General features: G+C 33.4%; 21 protein-coding genes and 1 pseudogene. 10 read left to right on the forward strand and 12 right to left on the reverse strand.

Going from position 1 to position 19,951, the window contains the following annotated elements:
• Window positions 1-7: 7 nt before the first annotated feature.
• Window positions 8-322 (reverse strand): PadR family transcriptional regulator, encoded by a 315-nt coding sequence (locus RCJ96_RS09915; RefSeq protein ID WP_074609760.1) that lies wholly within the window; start codon window positions 320-322, stop codon window positions 8-10.
• A 151-nt stretch (window positions 323-473) separates the two neighbouring features.
• Window positions 474-2,210, reverse strand: coding sequence for an S-layer homology domain-containing protein (locus RCJ96_RS09920; protein WP_416504735.1), 1,737 nt, complete (start codon window positions 2,208-2,210; stop codon window positions 474-476).
• 483 nt (window positions 2,211-2,693) lie between these two features.
• On the opposite strand from RCJ96_RS09920, the gene RCJ96_RS09925 reads away from it, so the two are divergent.
• The 3 genes from RCJ96_RS09925 (at window position 2,694) to RCJ96_RS09935 (ending at window position 4,954) form a co-directional block, all read left to right on the forward strand.
• The gene (locus RCJ96_RS09925) at window positions 2,694-2,858 is read left to right on the forward strand and encodes a hypothetical protein (RefSeq protein ID WP_074609763.1); all 165 of its coding nucleotides are present in this window, start codon (window positions 2,694-2,696) and stop codon (window positions 2,856-2,858) included.
• A 502-nt stretch (window positions 2,859-3,360) separates the two neighbouring features.
• On the forward strand, window positions 3,361-3,576 hold the full coding sequence (locus tag RCJ96_RS09930) for a hypothetical protein (protein WP_257145174.1): 216 nt from the start codon (window positions 3,361-3,363) through the stop codon (window positions 3,574-3,576).
• A gap of 484 nt (window positions 3,577-4,060) precedes the next feature.
• The gene (locus RCJ96_RS09935) at window positions 4,061-4,954 is read left to right on the forward strand and encodes a helix-turn-helix domain-containing protein (RefSeq protein WP_242303969.1); all 894 of its coding nucleotides are present in this window, start codon (window positions 4,061-4,063) and stop codon (window positions 4,952-4,954) included.
• 113 nt (window positions 4,955-5,067) lie between these two features.
• On the opposite strand, the gene RCJ96_RS09940 is transcribed toward RCJ96_RS09935, so the two are convergent.
• Window positions 5,068-5,349, reverse strand: a complete 282-nt coding sequence (locus RCJ96_RS09940; protein WP_000473859.1) for an LCI fold-containing protein — start codon at window positions 5,347-5,349, stop codon at window positions 5,068-5,070.
• A 403-nt stretch (window positions 5,350-5,752) separates the two neighbouring features.
• Between RCJ96_RS09940 and RCJ96_RS09945 the strand changes: the two genes are divergently transcribed.
• Window positions 5,753-5,863 carry a YjcZ family sporulation protein gene (locus RCJ96_RS09945; RefSeq protein ID WP_000540371.1) on the forward strand — a complete coding sequence of 37 codons (111 nt, stop codon included), beginning with the start codon at window positions 5,753-5,755 and terminating at the stop codon, window positions 5,861-5,863.
• 151 nt (window positions 5,864-6,014) lie between these two features.
• On the opposite strand, the gene RCJ96_RS09950 is transcribed toward RCJ96_RS09945, so the two are convergent.
• The gene (locus RCJ96_RS09950) at window positions 6,015-7,139 is read right to left on the reverse strand and encodes an HD-GYP domain-containing protein (protein WP_416504734.1); all 1,125 of its coding nucleotides are present in this window, start codon (window positions 7,137-7,139) and stop codon (window positions 6,015-6,017) included.
• A gap of 257 nt (window positions 7,140-7,396) precedes the next feature.
• Here RCJ96_RS09950 and RCJ96_RS09955 point away from each other — a divergent pair.
• A pseudogene (locus RCJ96_RS09955) lies at window positions 7,397-7,495 on the forward strand (transposase); the annotation flags it as partial.
• Between the two features lie 469 nt (window positions 7,496-7,964).
• Here RCJ96_RS09955 and RCJ96_RS09960 read toward each other — a convergent pair.
• The 4 genes from RCJ96_RS09960 to RCJ96_RS09975 all read right to left on the reverse strand — a co-directional run bounded on the left by RCJ96_RS09960 (window position 7,965) and on the right by RCJ96_RS09975 (window position 10,740).
• Window positions 7,965-8,498, reverse strand: coding sequence for a VanZ family protein (locus RCJ96_RS09960; protein ID WP_242303971.1), 534 nt, complete (start codon window positions 8,496-8,498; stop codon window positions 7,965-7,967).
• A 21-nt stretch (window positions 8,499-8,519) separates the two neighbouring features.
• On the reverse strand, window positions 8,520-9,863 hold the full coding sequence (locus tag RCJ96_RS09965) for a sensor histidine kinase (RefSeq protein ID WP_416504733.1): 1,344 nt from the start codon (window positions 9,861-9,863) through the stop codon (window positions 8,520-8,522).
• On the reverse strand, window positions 9,860-10,522 hold the full coding sequence (locus RCJ96_RS09970; protein WP_416504732.1) for a response regulator transcription factor: 663 nt from the start codon (window positions 10,520-10,522) through the stop codon (window positions 9,860-9,862). The genes RCJ96_RS09965 and RCJ96_RS09970 overlap by 4 nt, the downstream gene beginning before the upstream one ends.
• A gap of 62 nt (window positions 10,523-10,584) precedes the next feature.
• Window positions 10,585-10,740 carry a DNA-binding protein gene (locus tag RCJ96_RS09975; protein WP_416504731.1) on the reverse strand — a complete coding sequence of 52 codons (156 nt, stop codon included), beginning with the start codon at window positions 10,738-10,740 and terminating at the stop codon, window positions 10,585-10,587.
• Between the two features lie 429 nt (window positions 10,741-11,169).
• Here RCJ96_RS09975 and RCJ96_RS09980 point away from each other — a divergent pair, with 429 nt between their 5' ends.
• Together RCJ96_RS09980 and RCJ96_RS09985 are read left to right on the forward strand one after the other, a co-directional pair.
• Window positions 11,170-11,652 (forward strand): GNAT family N-acetyltransferase, encoded by a 483-nt coding sequence (locus RCJ96_RS09980; RefSeq protein ID WP_074607563.1) that lies wholly within the window; start codon window positions 11,170-11,172, stop codon window positions 11,650-11,652.
• A 292-nt stretch (window positions 11,653-11,944) separates the two neighbouring features.
• Complete coding sequence (locus tag RCJ96_RS09985) at window positions 11,945-12,778, forward strand: CPBP family intramembrane glutamic endopeptidase (protein ID WP_416504259.1); 834 nt, start codon at window positions 11,945-11,947, stop codon at window positions 12,776-12,778.
• Window positions 12,779-13,175: 397 nt separating this feature from the next.
• On the opposite strand, the gene RCJ96_RS09990 is transcribed toward RCJ96_RS09985, so the two are convergent.
• Window positions 13,176-13,682, reverse strand: a complete 507-nt coding sequence (locus RCJ96_RS09990) for an RrF2 family transcriptional regulator (protein WP_139302764.1) — start codon at window positions 13,680-13,682, stop codon at window positions 13,176-13,178.
• Between the two features lie 211 nt (window positions 13,683-13,893).
• Here RCJ96_RS09990 and RCJ96_RS09995 point away from each other — a divergent pair, with 211 nt between their 5' ends.
• Window positions 13,894-14,535, forward strand: a complete 642-nt coding sequence (locus tag RCJ96_RS09995) for an FMN-dependent NADH-azoreductase (RefSeq protein WP_416504260.1) — start codon at window positions 13,894-13,896, stop codon at window positions 14,533-14,535.
• Window positions 14,536-14,610: 75 nt separating this feature from the next.
• Here the strand turns inward: RCJ96_RS09995 and dhaK are convergent, their stop codons facing one another.
• Complete coding sequence (gene dhaK / locus RCJ96_RS10000) at window positions 14,611-16,362, reverse strand: dihydroxyacetone kinase subunit DhaK (RefSeq protein ID WP_242303978.1); 1,752 nt, start codon at window positions 16,360-16,362, stop codon at window positions 14,611-14,613.
• A 178-nt stretch (window positions 16,363-16,540) separates the two neighbouring features.
• Between dhaK and dhaS the strand changes: the two genes are divergently transcribed.
• Both dhaS and dhaQ read left to right on the forward strand, forming a co-directional pair.
• Window positions 16,541-17,107, forward strand: a complete 567-nt coding sequence (gene dhaS, locus RCJ96_RS10005) for a dihydroxyacetone kinase transcriptional activator DhaS (protein ID WP_000204208.1) — start codon at window positions 16,541-16,543, stop codon at window positions 17,105-17,107.
• A 19-nt stretch (window positions 17,108-17,126) separates the two neighbouring features.
• Window positions 17,127-18,125 carry a DhaKLM operon coactivator DhaQ gene (gene dhaQ / locus RCJ96_RS10010; protein ID WP_416504261.1) on the forward strand — a complete coding sequence of 333 codons (999 nt, stop codon included), beginning with the start codon at window positions 17,127-17,129 and terminating at the stop codon, window positions 18,123-18,125.
• Window positions 18,126-18,224: 99 nt separating this feature from the next.
• Here the strand turns inward: dhaQ and RCJ96_RS10015 are convergent, their stop codons facing one another.
• The gene (locus tag RCJ96_RS10015; protein WP_242303982.1) at window positions 18,225-18,863 is read right to left on the reverse strand and encodes a VanZ family protein; all 639 of its coding nucleotides are present in this window, start codon (window positions 18,861-18,863) and stop codon (window positions 18,225-18,227) included.
• Between the two features lie 333 nt (window positions 18,864-19,196).
• Window positions 19,197-19,850, reverse strand: coding sequence for a DUF2306 domain-containing protein (locus RCJ96_RS10020; protein ID WP_242303983.1), 654 nt, complete (start codon window positions 19,848-19,850; stop codon window positions 19,197-19,199).
• Window positions 19,851-19,951 lie beyond the last annotated feature (101 nt).

Raw genomic sequence — 19,951 nt, forward strand, 5'->3', positions numbered from 1 at the left:
CCCCTAACTATACGTGTAATAACCCCTTTGTAACCGTAATAATGCGCTGCATTCTCATAAAGTCTAAGTGCAATACTTCTTTCCCACGTTCCGTAATGACATACACTTTTCTTCGTTTATCTTCACTTTTTACCGATTCTATTAACCCTTGTTTTAATAAATTTTCAACCGCCCCATACAATGTACCCGCTGCGATTTTCACTTGATGATTACTCAGCTCCTCCACCTTTTGCATAATTAAATAACCATGTGCTGGCTCTAATAAAGCTAAAAGAACGTAATACGTCGTTTCCGTTAATGGTAAATTTTTATCTCTATTCATAAAGACCTCCAATGTAACGATAAATATATAGCTAAACTATATAGTTCAACTGTATAGTTTGATTTTATACAGTTAAACTGTATATGTCAAATTAAGTAAAAAAAAAAAAAAAAAAACAACCTAGATCCAACATGGAATCTAGGTTGCTTTTTTACATAAACGTAATCGTCACTAAAGAATATCCTTCTTTCGCATTATACGGCTCCGCTTTATAAGAAACACGGTTCGCCCCTTGCGGATAACCGATTTCCCCAATTGCTTTTTTCACATCTTGCAATGCGCCATCCATTGATTGTTTATAAAGAATTTCAATCTTTGGTAACTTTTCGTTATAACGTTGCTGCATTTTATTTTTGAATTCATTATAGTTATTTGCGATGTATTCATTTCCTAAATAGTTTAGCTTTGTATCTTTTAATATTTGCTGATATGCAGGAGTTTTCGTACCACCTACCGCAATTTTATTTGTTAATGTACTATAATAATTTGTTGTAGCTTGCGGATATTCCCCTCGGTTCCACTCATGATTTCTTGTGATTTGCTCATCTGATAAGTTGAAATAGGAATATGTTACGCGGCCTTGTTCATCTGGAACCGGATCATCAAATGTTGTATCAAGATGATACCATTTGTTTTCGATTTTCACTAAGTTCCAAGCATGAGGCTGACCGTCTCCAGTTCCTACTACAAAATGATTCTCAATTCCAGCTTCTTTTAATAATTGATAAGTTAATAGTGCGTAACCTTGGCAAACCGCAGAACGATTTACGAGTGCTTCATATGCTGTGTAAGCTTTATAAGACGTATCATAAGAAACATGTTTTACGACATAATCATGAATCGCTTTCACTTTTTCGTGATCATCCATCCCAACTTGTGTAATAGAAGAAACAATTGCCTTCGCTTGCTTCATTACATATTCTGTTTGTTCTTTCGTTTCACGATATGTAATTTTTAGCGTAAACGTATAATTTCCAGGTGATCCAGAAAGTCCATATGAAACATTCGATCTATTATTATTTGTATACTCATTTTTACTTGCCACTTCTTTATAGGCGTTAAAAAGTGTATTCATCACTTCTTTTGTATTACTATTTGTCGTTTTATATGGAAGTGTAATATTCGTTTCGTACGCATTAATACGCTTCTGTACTTCATCTTTGAATGCTGCTAATAGTGCTGCATCTCCTGTATTTTGCACCGCAACCGCAGGCTTTTTATACTGCAAAGCATTATATAAAAACTGTGCATATTGTTCACGCGTTACCGTTTTAGCAGGTTCAAATTTCCCGTCGCCTGTACCAGATGCAATCCCGTTTGACTGCACCGCACTAATCGCCCCTTCTGCCCAAAAACCATTTGGAACATCATTAAATGTATGCTTTTGCTTAGCCGAAACTTGAAAAGCATTTTTAATAATTTGCGCCATTTCTGCACGGCTAACAGAATCTTTCGGTCTAAAACCTCCGTTTCCATCCCCGTTAAAAATCCCTAATTTCGTTAACGTTAAAACCTCTTCTGGAAACAATGTGGATCCTGAGCGAATATCTCGATACGGATTGTTTAAAGTAGATCCATCTTGTAATACGTAACGAGCACCATCATTACTAAACGTACCACCTTGCTTATTCGGTAACAACGCACGATAAATTAAAGCTGCAACTTGCTCTCTCGTCGCAACATCACCGAAACCAAACTTCCCATTTCCATAACCAGAAATAATATTTTTACTCGATAAATCTTTAATTGCCGGATACGACCAATGCGACGTAGGCACATCAGAAAAAATACTTGCCTCAGCTGCTCTCACATCACTACCATTTGTAAACAGTAAAGCACCACCAATAAGTGATAATGATGTAATTGATTTTAATAGTTTTGTGTACATAATTCCTTCTCCCAATTTGTTCTCTATTCATGTTGTTTTTTGTCGAAAAATCTAAAAATATGACAAAATACATTATACAATTAAAAGGTTTTGAGGGATATATTGAATTTTAAAATATGCAAAAATTCATATTAATATATTTTTCCGTATTAATATTATGTTTTTTTATTTATGAATATATAATAGGTAGTAACTCGTTATAACTCCCTTCATGGTAATCTCTAATTTTATATTGGAATTCTTTAGAATAATTCTTCTTTATTTCTCAATATAAGGAGTCTTGGATTTTCATTAACATTCCTGTAATATTATTAACAAAGAGTAAGGTAAGAGTTACTCTTTGCCATTTTAGAAGAGGTTCTGTTGGAGACAGCAGGATCTTTTTTCATATAGAGAAGATAGTTTTGCTAAATTTTTCACTACTAACCACAAAAATATCCTATAATGTTTATATTACAAATTAACATATTAGGGGCGAATCAAATGCCAGTTACACTAGAACTTATTCTTTTCATTCTTATAGCAATTAGTGCTGTTGGCTATTTAATAAAAGAATTTCAAAAAACTAGAAAAAGAACACTTGGAATTTCACTAGAATTCTTGGTTCTTTTCTGGTCAATATGGAGAATATCGACTATCGTAATGTAATTTATAAAACATGAATTCCTTCGAATAAAACTCAATATTATGTCCATAATGTTGATAGGCTGTATGCCAACATTCATTTAGTTTTCTCTGTATCTCCTTGTATTGAGCAGTTAGCTATTGCTAGCTGCTCTTTTATATGTAACCTTGTTAGACAAGTTTTCATATAATATAGTCATTCCTTTCTTATAAAGTGAAACTTTAATTAGTGGGGGTTTTGTTCATCCCCCACTTAACTTCTTTGCTCCAACTGAATTTTGAGGTGGGAGTTTTACTTTCCGTTAACGCGGGATAAAAATTGAATTATATCCTATAACATTTTCAGGAATCATCCATATTTTATTTCTAAAAAATTGCATTGTTTCACTGAAAAGTGATTGTGGAAACAACCGACTTTTTATTTATGGCAAAATAAGATTTCTATTAAACTTCATTACAAAGTATGTTATTACTGGTACACACTGGTATAATAAATACAGATCAAACATTGAAAGGAAATATGACAATGAAAAGATATTTTAACTTCATTTCACTTTTCTTAACTGTACTTGTAATAATTAATCTTACAAATATACATACAAAGTACCAATTCTTTATAGGTGCATCTATAGCATTATGTTTAACTATTATTTCTACAAATGAACTTATAAAATTTCTTGCTACTAGTAGCTTATTAGTTTACGGATTTGCAGCTCTTACTCTTTTAAGTATTGCTTGTTAACTTTCAATTTCGCTTTGTATTAAAATAGCGTTTTTATTTAATTTCATTACAATACTATAGAGGCACATACGACTTTTTTCTTTGTTTAAGGGTTCTTACGTAATAGTAAAAACCCTTTTTTCATGCCAATTACGATTTATTCATTTTTTTTGATACATTTTATGGAACGTTCATACGTTACGTTAGATAAATCCTTTTTGACAGAATGAATAATGAGTTATATCTTTCTCTCAATGAATTTAGGTATTTAACATGGTAAAATAATATTCGTATGAGCTTCCAATACATATTATTAAAATTAAGATGGTTCAAGTTGCAGGAGGCACCTTTGGGTATCTTCTTTGTACATACTAAAATCCTCACCACCTTATAAAAACGGTAAGCCCTTTACACCAAACAATAATTGCAACTATATTATTTTTACATTACATTAAGGTAAAGGAATATCTCTTTATAAATAAAGTGCTAGATAGTAGGTGGAAAAATGAAATTTAACGATTTGGGTATTATCATTAAAGAACTTAGAATGAAAAAAAATATATCACAATCCGAATTATGTCATGGAATATGTTCACAAAGTCAAATTAGCAAGATTGAAAAAGGTATGATTTATCCATCTAGTATATTGTTATATCAATTATCAGAAAGACTTGGTATTGATCCAAATAATATATTTGCACTAACTCAAAACAAAAGATTAAAATATGTAGAAAACGTAAAATACGTAATAAAAGACTGCTTAAAGCAAAAACAATATAAAGAACTTTATGAAATAGTAAAAAAAGAGAAAAACTTAAATAATTTTCAAACAAAAGAAGAGAAACAGTTTCTAATATGGCACGAAGCAATTGCTATATTTATGGTGGATAGATCAATAAAAACTGCTTTAGATCTTTTAAATAATGCATTAAAACTGACTTTAACTAATTCTGATTTTTTATCAGAAAGAGAAATAGATATTATGCAAACAATGGCTATATTTTATGCAGAAAATAAAAATTATGAAAAAGGTATTAATATATTAAAAAGATGTTTAACTAATTTTAATAAGTTAGATTTTCCTAGAGATAAAGAAATTAAATTAAAAATCATGTTAAATTTAGCAAAATGTTTAGACTCCATATATCAACATGAAGAGGCAATAAAATACCTTGATAAGGGTATAAAATTAGCAATTAATTTAAATACTTTATACCTATTAGGTGAACTATTCTATTTAAAAGGTCAATATTTATTAAAGATTAAACAACATAATGTAGAAGAGGTTGTTTATAACTGGAAAAAAGCATTATTTATATTTGAACTAACAGAAAAAGAATATTATACAAAAACGCTACCAGATGAACTGATTGAAATACAAAATAAAAAACAATCATAATTTCGTAAAAGATACTTACAAAAGTCGCAGGAAGGCACCTTTAGGTGTCTTTTTTTGTGAAGAATCAGTTTAAAAACTAAAAGAACCTCAATAAATGAGGTTCAAAGAATCTACTATTTTAAATTACCTTCGTAAAAAGCAACTCCATTTTGAACATGTTTTAAATACCACGTAATCGTCCCGCCACAAACATTTTCAGTAAAACTATTAGCATATACTCCATTTGAGTAATACAGAGTTCTTTTGAATTTACCATTAGAATACTCATAAGGAATTGAGCATGTTGCTTGCTTCGGAGAACTCACAGCTTTTTGCGTATCAGCTGAAGCTGCCCCAATTCCTCCTGTTAATGCAATACCAGTTGCCAATACTCCTACTACTAATTTCTTGAACATAATAAATCCCCCTTTAATAGTTTTTATAGCTTATAACTTAAATGTATCACTTTTGTAATTAATGTAAATATATTGAATATATAGAAATATTTATTTAACTTTTGGTAATATTAGGATTTTATTTTATCAAATAAAAAATAGAGGGATTTAGAGAAGTATGTAACAATGCATAATAAATCAATCAGATATTATGATATACTCACAAGGAACTGATACAAAATTTCTTTAGATTGGAAAACTAAAGTCTTATCTACCTAAAAGGAAGGCGCCTAATGGCGTCTTTTCTTTATTTTCAAAAGGACCTGCTCCATTCATTCTTTAAAACATAAGGTAAAGTGAACCCATTAAAATCCATGGAATGAACCCTAGTTTTACCCTTTTATCTAAAGGAGGCACTATTGTTATGGGATATGGTGGTAGTTGCGGCGAAGGCTGCGGTTTCGCTGGAGGATTTGCTTTATTAGTTGTATTATTTATTCTATTAATCATTATCGGATGTAGTTGTTTCTGCTAAAAAACTATTAGAAAAGGTACCCATATGGGTACCTTTTCTTTATGTGCCTTATTCATGATCTAGTTCCAAATTTTTATTACGATTAGATTCGGGGGTTTCATTTTTCGCATTCATCATACCTCAAATAAGAATCGATTTCAGACATGCGTTTTTAACGAAAAGAATTCGGGACCATTCTTTCCCACAAAGGAAATACCTTTTTGAAAACCTCTACTATAGAAGGATCAAATTGTGTACCAGATCCTTCTATAATACGTCTATAAGCTTCTTCAGGAGATAGAGCCGAACGATATGCTCTTGAAGAAGTCATTGCATCGAATGCATCTGCTATTGCAACAATTCTTGCGCATAATGGTATTTGATTTCCTTTTAGTTTTTGAGGATAGCCCTTTCCATCCCATCTTTCATGATGAGAAAGAATTATATCTTCACTACCTTTTATTAAAGATATATTTTTAAAAACTTCTAATCCTAATTGTGGATGTGTCTTAATAAGATTATATTCTTCTTCTGTAAGAGAAGATGCTTTCTTTAAAACCTCATCGGGAATACCTATTTTTCCTATATCATGTAATAAACAAATAAAATGAAATTGTTTTAAAGAATTATCATCATATTCATTTGTTTCTTTAGCAAGAATCGTAGCATAATTGGCTACACGTTCACTATGCCCTTTCGTATATTGATCCTTTAGTTCCATTATCCTCATTATCGATAAAGCTGTTTCTTTCATTTGTTTTTCATAGGATGCTTTTATTTTTTGTACTAAAAATTTTAATGAAAGAAATACAAAAAATGACGTAACAAAAATGATTAGAAACAATAATATTAATGATATTGGATAATTAATTTCAAAATAATAAATAGCAATTAAAAATCTACATACCATACAAATAGATACCGTTAGAAGATAATGAATACTTAAAAATAAAGGTGCAGAAATTACTAGGAAGCACTCTAAATATGGGATATGTAAAGACGAACCTGGATCACGTATAAACATAAGATCATATGCCAAAAGATAAATAATACTAACACCAAGAAAAATATATTTTGTAAACATTTGTTTATTCATTTTTTGTAAACACTTATTACATAAAAAAAATGAAATGAAAATAAATAAAAATACGAGTTCAAATAAAAGCTTCTCTAGTGTAAAATCCTTTCCAAGAATAAAATGTTGATAAATATTATCAAACAAAAGAGTACTACAGGGAATAAATAGAAACATGTTTATCGGTTCTTTCGTTTCGATATTTTTAATCCCTTTCATCATTTTACACACCGCCAAACCTTTTTAATAAAAACATAAGTTCATATAGATATTATTAATAATATCCAAGAATAGATAATAGTGCAAAAAATACCCTTTCTCATAACCTATAAATGGAGTACCGCCATGATAGGAATGTATAAAGAGATGGATAGGGTTATAGAAAAAGAAAAAGGAAAACATCGAACTCTCTTACAAACATTCGTGTATTCTTACAATATTGTCATTTTGCAAATGTATTCATCGCCTTTCCTTTCATTATTTTCTTTGGAAAACATAGTGAATTACGAGAAAAAGCGCTACAAGATCAACTTATAAGAAGTAGTGCATGAAACCTCTTAATTAATGAAATTAGTATGTGACATACTATTTATTTAAGTGAAGCAATAAAAGCTTTGAAGAAATAAGAACATTTTGTTGGTGCTACCCCTCCCCATCAAACTAGGAAAAATAAATACCCCAAAATGATAATTTTAAAAACTTATTTGCGGAATACAGCTCGAATTTTCATTTTTGGGAGTATAGATGGTTGGAATGTGGCAGGGGATCCAATGACAATAAAGTTAATCAAATATTCCTATTTCAATCAATCAGTAGGTTGGTTGAAATAATAGTACGAGAAAAAATGATAAAGCGAGTGCGATTAGTTTTTTCATTTTCATTGCGGTAGTCATCCTATGTATGGCGTAAAATAGACATTTACGTTTGTCATGCTCCTATGGCAAAACAATTTGTATTTTCCCTGTAGTTTGTCTGTAGCGGAGAAAACAAAAAAAGACCGGCAGGAATAACCCTGTCGGTCAAAGTGATAAAGCTTGGTTGCTAACATCAGTGGTGCAGACGCCTCATAACAAAATGGCTGAGATAAAACAGATAAGTGAAATATAATACTACGCAAACAGTTACTACAAAGGCGAGTATATTTACAACCTTAACAGTCCTGTTTTTGAAAATCTTGAACAATAAAGCATAAATACCAATGCCTATTACCCCTCCAAGCGTATTGCCAAGTACATCAGTAATATCGCTTCTTCCTATTGCGAAAATGAATTGTATAGCTTCAAACGCCAATGTCAAAGTAAAAATGGGAAGAACTTTCTTCATAAAAGGCCATTTACTTTTTAGCATACAAATATATATACCTAAAGGGATAAAAATAAGTATATTATCTCTTATTTCTCTAAAATCAATAGTTCCGCTGTCATCGAAAGACCCCTGAAATGGAATCAGATTGATTACTCGTATCCCGTCTGATATTTCAGAAGAATAAAATGGTAACTTGAAGAGAATGACGCCTGTCAACAGCAGCATATATACTACAAACAATGTAATTGTAAGTTTATTTCGGTTTTCTGATTTCATTATTTTTTCTCCTTGTATTATTTATGTCTTTGGCAAATCCATCCAAAATAGAACGCCATCCGGAACGTTTTCCAAAGCATATTCAATGTTCATTACTTCCAACGTTTTCCGCACGATAGTCAAGCCTAAACCGTTGCGCCCACTTTTCCGCCCCCGCACTTTATCCATACGGTAGAATGGGTCAAATAACTTAGGCAGAACTGTATCGTCTATCCTTGCATCTGTGTTTAGTATGCAAAGGCGATATTGTTTATCCACAGGCTCGCTCCATATCCTAATTTCACCGCCTGGAGGCGTATTCTGTACTGCGTTCAAAATGATATTAGAAAGTACTTTTTGAAGCATTTTAGAATCGACAAGGCAGTTTTGTCCATCAGGAATGTCCATAACAATACACTGACCGTTTGCTTCAGCTAATATCTGAAAGTCAGGCAGTATGTCAGCCACTATTTGCCTGACTTTCAGTTTTTCAGAATCCTGAGAGATTTTCCCATCGCTCAGGTTGACAATCTCCAGTATCTCGGAAATCACATTGTCCTGCGCGTCCATCATCTTCATGCATTCGCGCAGGTATTTGGGATGGTCTTTGTAATCACCTACATTTTCGAGCATACCCTCCAGCAAGATACTTGTTGCCGCGATAGGCGTTTTTAGCTCATGTGAAGCCGCCGAAAAAAAATATCGCTGTGCTTCCTCCATTTCCCTTACCCGCAGGATTTCATTTTCTAACTGAGAAATGGTATCTTTCAACTTATCGTACATAGAGTGAATATCACGTGACAAATCGCCTAATTCATCCCGGCGTATAGGCAGGCTTTGCGGTACATCTTCAAGCCTTGTCATTTTCCCGGCGTCATCCGCTAGTCGCTTGATGGGTTTGGTTATCTGCCGTGCAAAAACATACGCGCACACAAGGCAGAGGGTGAGTATAATGGCCAACGCAACTAATGCTCGCACAATTATTTCATTGTAAAAGGCAGTTATGCCCGGTCTGGTCTGGGCGACGACAGAATAGCCGAGGGCTTTATCATTATGCACTACATAGTAAAAGTCACCCTTGAAATTATCCGAGGTATCAGCACCCGGCGTAGCGTAAACCACACCGCCATTATCATCTATAATGCAAAACTCAAATGATTGGTTTTTGTCACGAAACCTTTGCGCTGTTACGGGAATATCGTTATAATCACTATTTTTTACTCTATTGACCAAAGGCTGATAGGACACTAATATTTGTTCCCTTTCAACTGCTCTGTACAGTGTTAAGAATTGACCTGAAAACAATGCGGTAGTTACGAAAACAATCAACAACATAGCAACTATCGTATAGGCAAAAATCTTAATAAATATCCCATTCTTTTTCATGAAGTTTCCTCCAATCGGTAGCCCACTCCGCGTACTGTTTTGATGATATTATCCGGTAGCTTCGCCCGTAGGTTTTTAATGTGAGTATGCACGGTGCTACCATCACCGTCAAAATCGTAGCCCCACACGCGGGACAAAATAACTTCATGAGATAGTGTTCTGCCATTGTTTTGCACCAGTAGCATTAAGATTTCAAACTCTTTAAGGGTCAAAAGTAATTGTTCGTCGTCATAAAAAACCTTGAAATCTTCCGGCAAAATTGTCAGCTTGCCATAGTGCAGTTCCTTTGCCACTGCACCGCTGCGACGGAGCAGCGCCTCCACACGTTTTAGCAATAGCCGAATCTTGAACGGCTTAGTCACATAATCGTCCGCTTCCGCATCAAACGCTCTGATTTGATTCTCATCATCGGAAAGAGCGGTCATCATCAGAACCGGCGTATTATTCAACTTACGGAACTCCCTTAAAAGCTCATGACCGTTCATTCCCGGTAGCAAGATATCAAGAATGACAAGCTGATAGGTGTTATCATAAAACTTGGTATACGCTTCATCACCGTTAAAACAAGCATCCACCTTATATCCCGCTCCAGATAAAAAGACTTTTACTGCATTGCAAATATGCTCATCGTCCTCGACAAGCAGTATTCGTATATCCATAAATGTATACCTCCGTAAAAAAGATAACACAGCAATCTGTATTTTCCCTGTAGTTTTAAGATTTATTTCGTTCGTCCATCAACAGATTTTACAGCATCCTCTGGAATAGCCCATGTCCAACCGAGCCAATATGCTCCTAGAATCCTGCTCTGCTTATATAACAGCTGTATCCGACGATCTGAAATGCCCCATTTCTCAATGGCTTCTTTCACTGTCACTAAAACGCATTACCAAAAACAAAGTGCCGATGATTAGTGGTTAATATCTTTTGGTAATGGCTTAAGCGAACACATTACAATCAATTTTTATAGTTTTGACTGCTTACCGTACAAAATTCCCAAAATATTGGTGGTACGCCTTCAAATAATTCCTCAATTTCTTTTTTGTGTATTAGAACTTTCCCCCTACTTATTCAAATCTACGAATTCATTTTACATCACTTTTCACTTTATTTTTGTAAGGAGTATTTTTATCTATTAACATTCTCTGTTAACTTGATAGGTATGTGGTACTACCCCATTGCCATCAAGTTAAGGTTTCGGACTATTTTTGAAATTGAATAGTTTTATCCATTAAGAGGATAAAGGAATGAGAAATACAATGAAGAATTAGAATAGATAATGTAAAAGATGGAAAGAGGAGAAAAGATGAATCTAAAATTAGTAGATGTAACAGAAGAAAATTTCTTTGAAATTATTAATTTAAAATCAGATAAACTTCAAGAAAAACACATTCAAATATATGAAAGATGGGTTGGTTCAAATGCTTTCTTTCTTGCAGCTTGCCAAACGTTTGGATTTACTCCGAAAGCTATATATGATAATGATATTTTAATAGGTTTTGCTTCGTATGGGTTTAGAAATGAAACGAAGCAATATGAGTTAATTAGTATGATGCTTGGCCATCAATATCAAGGGTTAGGGTATGGGGTTCCTGTTTTAAAGGCAGTAATAGATAGTATGGTTCAGACGTACAAATGTGAAGAAATATTCTTATCGGTTATTTACGATAATGAACGCGCAAAGCGGATTTATGAAAAAGTGGGTTTTAGGCCAACAGGAGAGATTGAAGAAGGACACCATCCAGAATTAGTTTACTGTTTAAAATTAAAAAACTATGTAAATGTATAAAATTATATATACCTATAGTTCTGTATAAATCTTTTCATTTTCTGGTTCTGTTTCATATTCTTTAATATATGAAGCAAAAAAATCTTGAAATACCCATTGCATCTAAAATTAACCAAGGTGTATATATCTCTTATAACGTAAACGTCAAGTAACTCCAAAATATACAATGAAAAATCTCTGCAGGAATTTACATATGTCAAATATAATAGAAAGAATATTCAGTTCATTATCTCAACGCGCTGAATAAGTACACTATAGTATGTTAAAAATTTAGCTTAAGGTGGGATTGTATATGACTGAAGATAAAAGACTGAAAAAGCCGGTGGTAAGTTTTATATTACTAACCAACATTATTTTTTGGCCACTTTTTCTGCTTGTAGGAATTACAAAATTATTACATGTTCCAACTTGGATTTTTGATGTAATGCTCTGCATATCAGCTTGGTCTTCCACTTTTGCTTTTATGTTTCTATTTAAAAGAATTTATCCTGGACAAAATTTTATTCAATTCGTAAAAGATAGATTTAAAAATAAACTTAACTACTCTATCGTTCTTACTGTCAGTATCATTCAAATAATTATATTTTTGACAATGCTGTTTCTCATTTCGACTAATAGTGAAGCAGACTCTATTTTTAATAGAACTACATGGGGCGTGTTAATTTATTATGTTGTTAAAACTATTGTATCTGGACCACTAGGAGAAGAATTAGGGTGGAGGGGTTTTGCATTAATGGAGCTCCAGAAAAAATACTCACCATTAAAATCTTCAATCATTATTGGTTTTTGGTGGGGAATGTGGCATCTACCTATATGGTTTACTACAGGTTTTACAGGCAGTAATTTAATCAAATATATTTTGTTTTTTATGATTGCAATTATATCTACTACAATTATTATGACAACATTTTATAATTTAAATCAAAATTTAATTATTCCAATGATCATCCACTTTTTCTTCAATTTATTTATTGGCATAATAAATGGACCATTAATTGAATTAATTATGTATACTGCAATTTTTTATTTAATAGTTGCGATTTTACTTATAGTTATAAATCCAAAGAAAGTTTTATATGGGAATAAAATCAAAAAAATTGTTAATAGAGAACATGATTCAATTTAGTAATAGTTTTTACAGATTTTTTATGCTTGTTCTATACAAAATTAGTAGACATAGCGTCCCATTGCCAATAGTCAACGATGCATAAAACTTTCGTTATAGGGGATTTGTATTTTCTTAGCTTAATGGTGATGTGACGCAACCTCAACTTAGTAAAATATCATTAAAACTATTAATCCAGTAGATTTATGAGCCATATCATCACATCCTTTCGAAATAAAATATATTTACAATATATTAAATGCAAAAAACGTTCCTTTTGATAGGGACGAATTACTAATATGTGGTACATACGTGAAGAAATCAAATTGGCGATGGAAATAGACTTTAAACTAGACAAATAAAAGTTGATTGATATTGTTAAAAAACAAAAAAACTCTAACTAATTCGTCATGGCGATTTAGTTAGAGTTTTTTTGTTTGAAGTATTCACGAGTATCTACCCTTATCTTTTCAGGTAAAACAATATCAAGTTCTTTATCTAACCATGCAAGAGTCTTTTTACGGAGGAACTCACGCATATGTTCTTCTGCTTCAAGCATTACTAAGTTAATTGTACAAGAAGAATTGCTAGGTTCACAAGAATTACAAGCCTCGTCTCGATATAGTAGACCATTCTGCACAATATTTTTACATTGAAAAATAGGTTTTGGACCTTCGACAGCTTCTATTACATCCCAAAAAGAGATATCTTCCGGAGACTTAGCTAACCTATATCCTCCCTTTACACCTGGGACAGAATTTACAATGTCAGCTTTAGATAATTTACCGAAAACTTTTGAGAGAAATGTTTCAGAAAGACCTTGAAACTCTGCCAAATCTTTTATTCCAACACTTTCTTTGGAAGGATTATTAATTAAATAAACTAGGCAATGCAAGGCATATTCAACCCCAACACTATATTGCATATACAAATCACCTGCTTTTTATTTTAAGGGTTATCAAATTGTATCTTAGGACCATTTAGAATTTTAGTCAAATAAAAAAAGGCCCTTTTAGAGTAGTATGTATTTCATTTGACAAAAATAATTTCAGAGTTTATATTAAAGACCAAGTTAATCGACGATTAACTTGGTCTACAATTAAAATGTAAAAAACTTTTAAAAAGGGGAAATACAAATGAACAAAACACTTATCATAAACGCACATCCGAAAGTGGATGATACATCATCAGTAAGCATTAAGGTTTTTAAGCATTTTTTAGAATCTTATAAAGAATTAATTTTTAATAATGAAACGATTGAACAGATTAATTTATACGATGATGTAGTACCAATGATAGATAAAACTGTTTTAAGCGCATGGGAAAAACAAGGTAATGGACAAGAGTTGACTGGTGAAGAACAAAAAGTAACGGAACGTATGTCCGAGATTTTACAACAATTTAAAAGTGCAAATACGTATGTTATCGTATTCCCTTTGCACAACTTTAATATTCCATCAAAGTTAAAAGATTACATGGACAATATCATGATTGCACGTGAAACATTTAAATATACTGAAACTGGATCAGTAGGATTACTTAAAGATGGAAGAAGAATGCTTGTTATACAAGCAAGTGGAGGAATCTATACAAACGATAATTGGTATACAGAAGTGGAATACTCTCATAAATATTTAAAAGCAATGTTTAATTTCCTTGGTATTGAAGATTATCAAATCGTTCGTGCACAAGGAACAGCAGTACTAGATCCAAATGAAGTATTACAAAATGCATATAAAGAAGTTGAAGAGGCTGCTTCTAGATTGGCTAATAAATAAACTTTTCCGCTGAAAGAATGATGGTTATAATTAAAAAATCCCCTCCACCACAAGGCAGAGGGGATCTTCTCATTCCTACTTCAAACTACCCGCAATCTCCGTAAAGATCACCCCAAGTGCATGTGCACCTGCATCTGGATAGCCTAAGCTTCTTTCACCAACTGTACCGGCGCGGCCCATGCGAGCTACGATTTCTTTCGTATACTCTGCGCCTTTGACCGCTGCTTCTGCTCCTTTTTCAAAAGCAGTTTTCATGTCTACTTCGTTTGAAGCGTTGTCTAACCATGAGTCTACACATGGAGCAAGTGCATCAACAAGCGTTTTGTCACCAACTACTGCTCCTCTTCCGAATGATCTTTCACCGATCGATTGTATGCCTTGCAGAGCTGCTTGCAACATTTCAGCGAATTCTTTCACTGTTAACTCACGTTTTTCGCCTGCTGCTTTACTAGCTGCTCGGAATGCTCCACCCCAAATTGGACCAGATGCACCGCCGCAATGTTCCATAATAATCATCGAACAACCGTCAAGGAATGATCCGATTGTTACGTTTTCTTGTTCTACAATAGAGTGCCACTCACGTTTTAATTGCTTAAATCCTTTTGCCACACTCATTCCGAAGTCGCCGTCACCTGCATGCGTGTCTAACTCACAGAACGGTACTTCATTTTTAATAATAATATCGCTCATTTTATCAACGAGATAAATCATGTTGTTTAATGTAATAACATTATCTTTAATCACAGCGTGCTCTTCCGCCGTTTCTAGTTCAAAGGAAACTTCCTTCTCTTCTGCCTCTTCAAGTACATTTACATACTCAACACTTTCAACTGGACCGTCTACTTTAAACGCTGGTGTATTACATTCTTTCGATAGTAATGTTTTTAGCTCATCATCTAACTTCATTACCGTTAAAGACATACCTGCCATATCGATACTCGTCATATAGTTACCGACAAATACTCTATTGATTTTAATGTTTCTAGCAGCTAATTCTCTCGTAACTGCGTTGTTAAATAAGTAAAGTTCTTGTAGTGGTGTTCCGCCAAAACCGTTAACTAGAAGTGCGATTTCCTCGCCATCTTTTACTCCTAAATCTTTCATTAAATCATTTGTCATACGGTTCGCTAATTCATCAGCTGACAGCATTTTTTCACGCTTAATTCCCGGTTCACCGTGAATACCTACGCCGTATTCCATTTCATCTTCCGCAAGTGTGAAAGTAGGTGATCCGCTCGCTGGAACTGTACAAGAAGTTAACGCTAAACCGATTGTGCGCACGTTAGCAGCTGCTTTTTCCGCTACAGCTTTCACCGCTCCTAAATCCATACCTGCTTCCGCTGCTGCACCGGCAATTTTATGAACTAAAATAACGCCCGCAACGCCGCGGCGTCCTACTGTATATAAACTATCTTCTACCGCAATATCATCGTCCACTTTTACGTAATCTACTTCAATTCCATCTTCCGTCGCTAAATGCGCTCCGTTTTTGAAATTCATAATATCGCCGCTGTAATTTTTAATAATTAATAACGTACCTTTTTTACTAGCTGTCTCTTTAATCGCTTGGTATACCTGAATTTGTGAAGGTGACGCAAACACATCTCCGCACACTGCCGCATCTAACATTCCTTTTCCGACTAATCCCGCATGTGCCGGCTCATGACCACTACCGCCGCCACTAATTAACGTTACTTTATTTTCGTTCATTTCTTTCTTCTTAATTACTTTATATTTTTTCAAAAGCTCAAGCTCCGGATGAGCCATAACCATTCCGTTGCACATTTCCATTACTAATGTTTCTGGTTTGTTTATAATCTTTTTCATTGTGATTCTCCCTCAATTCCTTTAATATATTGTGATATATTTGAAATCTTCTTCTTACTACTCATGTTAAAATGAAAGCGTTTTATAGTAAACGGACAAAATGGACAATCTGTCTAAAGACACCGCTCTCATTTATAGATAGGATTTTTATATTAATAACATTCTAGGGATGATTCAGATGACCTCTTCTATAATTTCTAAAAAGATAATCGCGAATTCATTGAAATATTTAATGGAAACAGAGTCATTTCATAAAATATCAGTGAGCGATATTATGTTACACTGTCAAATGCGTAGGCAAACTTTTTATTATCATTTTAAAGATAAATTTGAACTATTAGGCTGGATTTATAGAGAAGAAACGAAGGAAAACATTATCGACTTTCTCGACTATGAAACGTGGGAAAACATTTTTGATTTATTATTTGATTACTTTTACGAAAATCAAAAATTTTATCGAAACGCTTTTAAAGTCATTGAACAAAACTCGTTTAATCACTATTTATTTGAGCATACGAAAAACTTATATATGAAGATTATTGATGAACTATCTGTGAGCTGTGGATTCAGCCTTTCTGATGAGACAAAAAATACGATTGCCTCCTTTTATAGTCACGGCTTCGTTGGAACGATAAAAGATTGGATTGAAAGTAAGTGCGAAGTAGATCCATCCATTATGTCTTCTCTCATGAAAAATATGATAAACAATCAATTACTACTATTACTGGAGCAATCAGCAAAGTAATTAAAGGGTGGCAAAAGCAATGAAAAAGATTATGAATGATGTACAAAATATCGTTCAAGATATGATGCATGGCTTTTATTTTGAACATAACGACAAAGTAAATTATGACGAAACAAATCACATCATTTATGTAAAAGATATTGAAAAACTAAAGCAAAACGTCGCGATTATAAGCGGCGGTGGTAGCGGACATGAACCTGCTGATATTGGTTATGTAGGAAAAGGAATGCTTACGGCGGCAGTAAACGGCAGCATTTTCACTCCGCCTACAGTGGAACAAATTGTGGCGGCAACTCGCCTCATACCGAAGGAGAAAAGCATTTTATTCATCATTAAAAACTTTAAAGATGATGTTCAGAACTTTTTAGCGGCAAAGCAAATCGCAAAAGAAGAAGGAAGAGAAATTGACCACATCATCGTAAATGACGACGTTTCAATTGAAGATGATGCTTCTTTTAATAAAAGAAGACGCGGTGTTGCTGGTACTGTATTCGTTCAAAAAATATTAGGCGCGGCCGCTCTTGAAGGGCATTCTTTAGAAGAGCTGACTGCACTTGGCCGTTCTATCACTGAAAACTTACACACATTAGGAGTCGCCCTTTCACCTGCCAACGATCCAGTGAAAGGACAAGCTTCATTCACATTAAACGATGATGAAGTCTTTTACGGCGTCGGTATTCACGGAGAAAAAGGTTACCGTAAAGAAGCACTATCCTCTTCTGAAATATTAGCGATTGAACTAATGAACAAACTAAAAAGCATTTATCGCTGGAGAAAAGGAGACAACTTTGCCATCCTTATTAACGGACTCGGTGCTACACCATTAATGGAGCAATACATTTTCGCAAATGACATTCGCCGTTTGTGTGAACTGGAAGGATTGCATGTGAAGTTCGTAAAAGTCGGTACCCTGCTCACTTCTTTAGATATGAAAGGTGTTTCGCTTAGTTTGCTTAAGGTAGAGGATTTGGATTGGGTGAAGTGGTTGAAGGCGGATACTCGAGTGGGTAGTTGGTAAGTAAAAATTATGATGATAAAAGCCTTTAACTATAACGAGTTAAAGGCTTTTTGTAAATTGAAATATCGTACGAGCGTTAAATAGAAATTCGTAATTACCTCACTGAATGATGACAGGTCTTCCAAACAAAGCTGGATAATAAATTAACATCGCTCCTACAAATGAACACACTAAACAAAAAATAGCCTCGTATTTTATGACTAGCGAAGAGTTCGTATCAATCTTTTTTTCCTCTCTTTTCAATATCATTTTAAATAATGCTGTATATAATACATACCCAACAATCGTCCCGAGAGTATTCGTAAATAAATCATCAATATCTGTAATTCTATTATTTAGTAATTGATTTAACTCAATTGCCAATGAAAAAAAGAATCCCGCGCATACGGTGTTTTTCATTTTTCTAAATTGCGGCCAAATGGTCGGTAATAAAAAACCGAATGGCATAAACAGTACAATGTTCAAAAGATATGTAGTACTACCTGCCGTATCAAATAGAGTCAAATTAATTTGATTTACACGAATCCACGTTTCATATCTACTTATATCCCATACAGTCGCGATTTGCGTCACCTTATACACGAGCGAAAGGTAAAACAGAAAAACATACACCCATAGAAAATGCCGAATAGATATATTGTTTTTCGCTTTAAAATAAAATCCAATTTGAAATACAATACAAAAAATTATAGTGAAAAAATATGTATACAAATAACTAATTAAAACTCCTGTATGCATGTGGAATCCCCTAACTTTACATTTTCATCTATTATTTTAGAACATAGTTTAAAAAATAGTACTTTCGCTTCAAATATCGGGAATATATTAAAAATAAAAAATCCCCACTTCTTCATTTTCAGTCTCCTCCTTGATGTAACTTGTTTATAGGATAGGAAAAACTTTTAAAATAAAAAGTGGGGTAAATATAAAATTTTTCTTAAATTTTATGTTGGGTTTTATTATTACTCTCGTTAGGAATCAGCTATTCGTTGTTAGATAGCAACATGCTTACATCTATAAAAACATTGAACTACTGAAGAATTCTGCCCTCAATATGACAGCAGATTCACATCAAAAATGTAAATCCTCATTTTCCTCGTATTTTCCTTTATTCAGTCTTTGTCTTATAAATAATTCTGCGATAATTAAATTAGGTACCCACGCTAACCAAGCAATAACCGCGTAACTAAGTTCAAACTGCTCTATTCCAAATAGAACGATAAACAACGGTAGCCAAATTCTTAATGTAACTGCCGCAAAGGTTAAAGCATAATTTCTAATCATCCAATTCCGATGCTCTTTCATTTTTTTATTCTTAACTCTATGTAACGCTTGATATGCTGAAGTTAGCCAAAATACAGATAACAAACCGAAACCTAGCTTCGCCACCAATCCTCCCGTAGCATAAAAAGATAGATATAGTCCAGAAACGCCGCCTAATAATATACCAACCATATAGATTCTCCCAGCTATTCGATGACGGTTGATATTCCTTTCTCTAAATTTAGTGGATAATGTAAACGGACCAATTACTAATGCTACTATACTAGTCGTAATATGTATAAATAACATCACATACCAGAACTCACTTAATTTAGATCCATACATGAGCTTCGCTTTTACAAGCCCTGTTTGAAATCCATCCATAATAGAATATTGGACAACAATATAACCAGATACTAAAAGAGCAAAACAAGTAAATACATACCAAATTTTCCTGTTCAAATTTCACTGCCTCCCTATTACATTCATGGAAATTAGATTATACATTACTGTTCATTCTTAGTAAAAATAGAAAATCCTTCTAAACAAATGGAGGACCTCCG

Source organism: Bacillus sp. BSL6, from assembly GCF_052928345.1.